The sequence below is a fragment of the Aeromonas sp. QDB11 genome (genome assembly GCF_027705265.1).
In the GTDB taxonomy this organism is placed as follows: domain Bacteria; phylum Pseudomonadota; class Gammaproteobacteria; order Enterobacterales; family Aeromonadaceae; genus Aeromonas; species Aeromonas allosaccharophila.
Genome location: NZ_JAPDBM010000126.1, coordinates 1 through 3,840, shown reverse-complemented (window position 1 = coordinate 3,840; position 3,840 = coordinate 1). Strand labels below are relative to the sequence as shown.

3 protein-coding genes and 2 pseudogenes are annotated in these 3,840 nt (G+C 52.7%); 4 read left to right on the top strand and 1 reads right to left on the bottom strand.

The genetic code is table 11. The features are described 5' to 3' along the window. Positions 1-61 precede the first annotated feature (61 nt). The 4 genes and pseudogenes from OKC40_RS21890 to OKC40_RS21875 all read left to right on the top strand — a co-directional run. Positions 62-631, top strand: a pseudogene (locus tag OKC40_RS21890) (IS5 family transposase); the annotation flags it as partial. Positions 632-791: 160 nt separating this feature from the next. After that, positions 792-1,349: pseudogene (locus OKC40_RS21885) on the top strand (Tn3 family transposase); the annotation flags it as partial. Positions 1,350-1,382: 33 nt separating this feature from the next. After that, the gene (locus OKC40_RS21880) at positions 1,383-1,985 is read left to right on the top strand and encodes a hypothetical protein (RefSeq protein WP_270796982.1); all 603 of its coding nucleotides are present in this window, start codon (positions 1,383-1,385) and stop codon (positions 1,983-1,985) included. A gap of 362 nt (positions 1,986-2,347) precedes the next feature. Then, a complete protein-coding gene (locus OKC40_RS21875) occupies positions 2,348-2,977 on the top strand; it encodes a hypothetical protein (RefSeq protein ID WP_270667876.1) in 630 nt (209 codons plus the stop codon). A gap of 522 nt (positions 2,978-3,499) precedes the next feature. On the opposite strand, the gene OKC40_RS21870 is transcribed toward OKC40_RS21875, so the two are convergent. Beyond that, positions 3,500-3,840: hypothetical protein (locus OKC40_RS21870; RefSeq protein ID WP_270796981.1), on the bottom strand; the 341-nt coding region annotated here is incomplete at its 5' end.

Below are 3,840 nucleotides of genomic sequence, written 5' to 3'. Positions count from 1 at the left end.
GGTATTAGCTGGTCAAGGATGGCGATCATACCTCAGAAGCCGCGCCACGCCTCGCTCATATGAGGGGATGGCTGAGGATGCCACCATCATTGAGGCACCCAGCTCGACCAAGAACAAAGAGCAGCAACGCGATCCGGAGATGCATCAGACCAAGAAAGGCAATCAGTGGCACTTTGGCATGAAGGCCCACATTGGTGTCGATGCCAAGAGTGGCCTGACCCACAGCCTAGTCACCACCGCGGCCAACGAGCATGACCTCAATCAGCTGGGTAATCTGCTGCATGGAGAGGAGCAATTTGTCTCAGCCGATGCCGGCTACCAAGGGGCGCCACAGCGCGAGGAGCTGGCCGAGGTGGATGTGGACTGGCTGATCGCCGAGCGCCCCGGCAAGGTAAGAACCTTGAAACAGCATCCACGCAAGAACAAAACGGCCATCAACATCGAATACATGAAAGCCAGCATCCGGGCCAAGGTGGAGCACCCGTTTCGCATCATCAAGCGACAGTTCGGCTTCGTGAAAGCCAGATACAAGGGGTTGCTGAAAAACGATAACCAACTGGCGATGTTATTCACGCTGGCCAACCTGTTTCGGGCGGACCAAATGATACGTCAGTGGGAGAGATCTCAGTAAAAACCGGAAATAACGCCAGAAATGTCGAAAAAATAGCCTAAATAGGCTGATTCGATGTGTTTGCGGGAAAAAAATCGGCCCAGATCCGCGAAATTTTAATCAGCGAGTCAGCTTGGGAAGAAATGACCTGCTTATTCGCACCTTCCTTAGCAGCGACAGGCTGAACATCAAGGCTATTCGCGCTCATTGGGATGAAATCCTACGGCTGGCCACTTCGATCAAGCAGGGCACGGTGACGGCCTCGCTGATGCTGCGCAAGCTCGGCAGCTATCCGCGCCAAAACGGCTTGGCCGTCGCCCTGCGCGAGCTGGGGCGCATCGAGCGCACGCTGTTCATTCTGGATTGGCTGCAAAGCGTGGAGCTGCGCCGCCGCGTCCATGCGGGGCTGAATAAGGGCGAGGCGCGCAACGCGCTGGCCAGGGCGGTCTTCTTCTACCGATTGGGTGAAATCCGCGACCGCAGTTTTGAGCAGCAGCGCTACCGGGCCAGCGGCCTCAATCTGGTGACGGCGGCCATCGTGTTGTGGAACACGGTCTATCTGGAGCGTGCCACCAGTGCTTTGCGTGCCCACTGCAAGGCGCTGGACGATACGTTGCTGCAATATCTGTCCCCGCTGGGGTGGGAGCATATCAACCTGACCGGCGATTACCTATGGCGCAGCAGTGCCAAGGTCGGTGCGGGGAAGTTCAGGCCATTGCGACCGCTGCCACCGGCTTAGCGTGCTTTATTTTCCGTTTTCTGAGATGACCCCTTGAAGCGCTATCTGGCGCACGATCATGCCCTGGCGCTGCTGCCGCTGTTTCCAACAGTGCAGGAGTTGGCGCAGCACCTGCACTGTTGGCCGGAGCCGCCGCTGCGCGAGCGGCTGCTAGAACAGCTGCGGGCCGCGCCGCTGTCGATACCGTCCACCGCCGAGCGGCGCGAAGCCGCACGGCTCAAGCAGGTGCAGCGGGAGCAGGAGCAGGAGCGAGAGCGATCAGCCTTGCGGGTGTCAGCTGCCGCACTCCGCGAGGAGCGTGACCAGCGCCAGCACAGGCCGTGGATCCTGCGGCTATTCGACCGTCGGCTGCCGTCAGTGCTCCAGCAGATCACAGATATCGAGTCGAGATGGGAAGAGCTCAGCACAGAGCGGCGCGGCTTGCAGGCCGCAGTTCTACAGGCCCAAGCCGCCGCGGAGGCGGCGGATAACGCCTCCAGGGCTGTCGCCCTGGAGGTGCGAGAGCAGGCTATACAGCAGGCGATCGAGGCCGCGCTAGCGCACCAGCCAGTTGATCCCCCCCCGCCCCAAGAGCTGGCGCGTGCTGCGCCCGCTCCGGCCACGCCTGAACCGCCCCGCCTTCGGCGGAGCCGTTAGGGCGCGGCACCAAATGGGCTGAAATGCGGCGTTCGGGTATCAAAACGAACGAACCAGGAGAGGCGGATTTTAGCCACTAAAATCCGCCTGAAAACGTCGCGAACTTTCAGGGCTTTTGGGGGGCATTTGGCAGGGTTTCGCATGCGAAAATCGACGTTTCGTGGTGGCCTGGAGGTTAAAAGGGTTTTGCGCATGCGCAAAAGTGCCTATTTAACATATTGCCTGTTTTGCGCACCTCAAAACTCCCTTCGGTTCGCCAGTTTTGGGCTGCAATAACCGTCATTGCTACTGTGGGGGATTGGGATATGATAGATGATTGCTAATAACACTAAATGCATTAAATTAAAAAATGAGATTTATTAATGAAAGCCATAATCCCACTGCTACTTGCCCTTATACCTCTCATATATATCTATCTAAAGCATTACGCAAAAAAAGCCAATGGAATAGTCCAGGCAAATTTGGCGCTAGAGCGTCTTGATGCTCAGTTAATATCAGAGAATTGGGGGGGGGCAAAAAATGAATACAACACCATTGCTTTAAATTCATTAAAATTTCCAGAAATGCTTTCATATATGGAAAAGTTGCCTATAACAAAAAGAAATACTAGGTGTGTGTTATATATGAAACTAATTGGTGTGTTGGATGAACTGGAAAGAATCCCTAATGATGTTCTTCTGAGTAATCAAGACAAGTTTGATGTCACTGGTATGGAAATGGATAGTCTTTACAATAAGCTGTGGAAAGATTTCGATATAAAAGCTATCAATGAAGACATTGTAGCGGCTAAGATCGACATTGTTTTATCCATAGCACAATCAATTCTTTATTTTGCAAGAAATGGTGAAACCAACCAAGCGAAAAGAGCGATAATGAGAGCTGGCGGAGATGAGCCACCACTAGAAACTATGCATTTGCGCGAAGAGGCAGCTTCTGTTGTTGAATACTTCCTTTTTGAACTCTCTTCTATAAAAAAGCTAACCACGGATTAAGATAATAAGTGCAACGCGTGAGGGGGTTGTGGTGAGTCGGCTAACTGCCGGGTCACCGCAACCTTGTCCGCGAAAGACGAGCGAAAAGATGTACGAGCAGCTAACTGAAGGCCAACGAGGAGGGCTAGGGGTTATAAGCCGGAAGCCAAGAAAATTCCGCTGGTAAACGTCTAGGCTGATCTTTCCGTCTGCAAGTTGTATCCGACAGGGGTTGCCGTATATGTTTTGCTCATAGCTGCGCGTATTTTTCGACCCAATACGGGCTATGTCGGGAAGCAACTGTTTTACGACAACCCGCGCCAGCACTAGTTTTCTGGCTAGACGGAAAAAACTGGGATTCCGGCGTAGAACCCCATCTAACGAAATACCGAAATGTTAAAAATGGAAGGGTGACTGACATCCTATGCCAAGCGCAACCGTCTGGCTTACCAGTTAATTTAACAAAATATTTCATTATTTAGATATACATATAGATAGACAGAGAAAAGGGGTCGGAAGTCCCTTAGGTTGTTGGGATATTGCTTAGCATCGTTTGCTTTGAACTGTCTGGCGATTACTTGGACCTATAATGCTCAGACGGTAGTCATTGGGTTCTTTTGTCGCTGATTTACTCACAACAACATTCTCTCTACGGGTTACACCGTCATTGCGGGTCATGATCACCAACGAATGGATCTTAGAGTCGATGTGCCTTGCCAAAGCCTGATTCAGCCGAGAGTTTGGTTGTTCATTTTTCAGGGTAAGCGTGAAAAAGTGAGCATGGTCTGCACGGTACTCAACCATTTTGGGGGTGTAAGCCCAAACCGCCGAAAATTCCGCCACGCCAAATCTAGGGCTCAGAGAGTGCCCCCGCCGACGTGGAT

Bases quoted from the DNA above. Each gene is read 5' to 3' on its own strand.
- OKC40_RS21875 (WP_270667876.1), top strand. From the start codon at position 2,348: ATGAAAGCCATAATCCCACTGCTACTTGCCCTTATACCTCTCATATAT.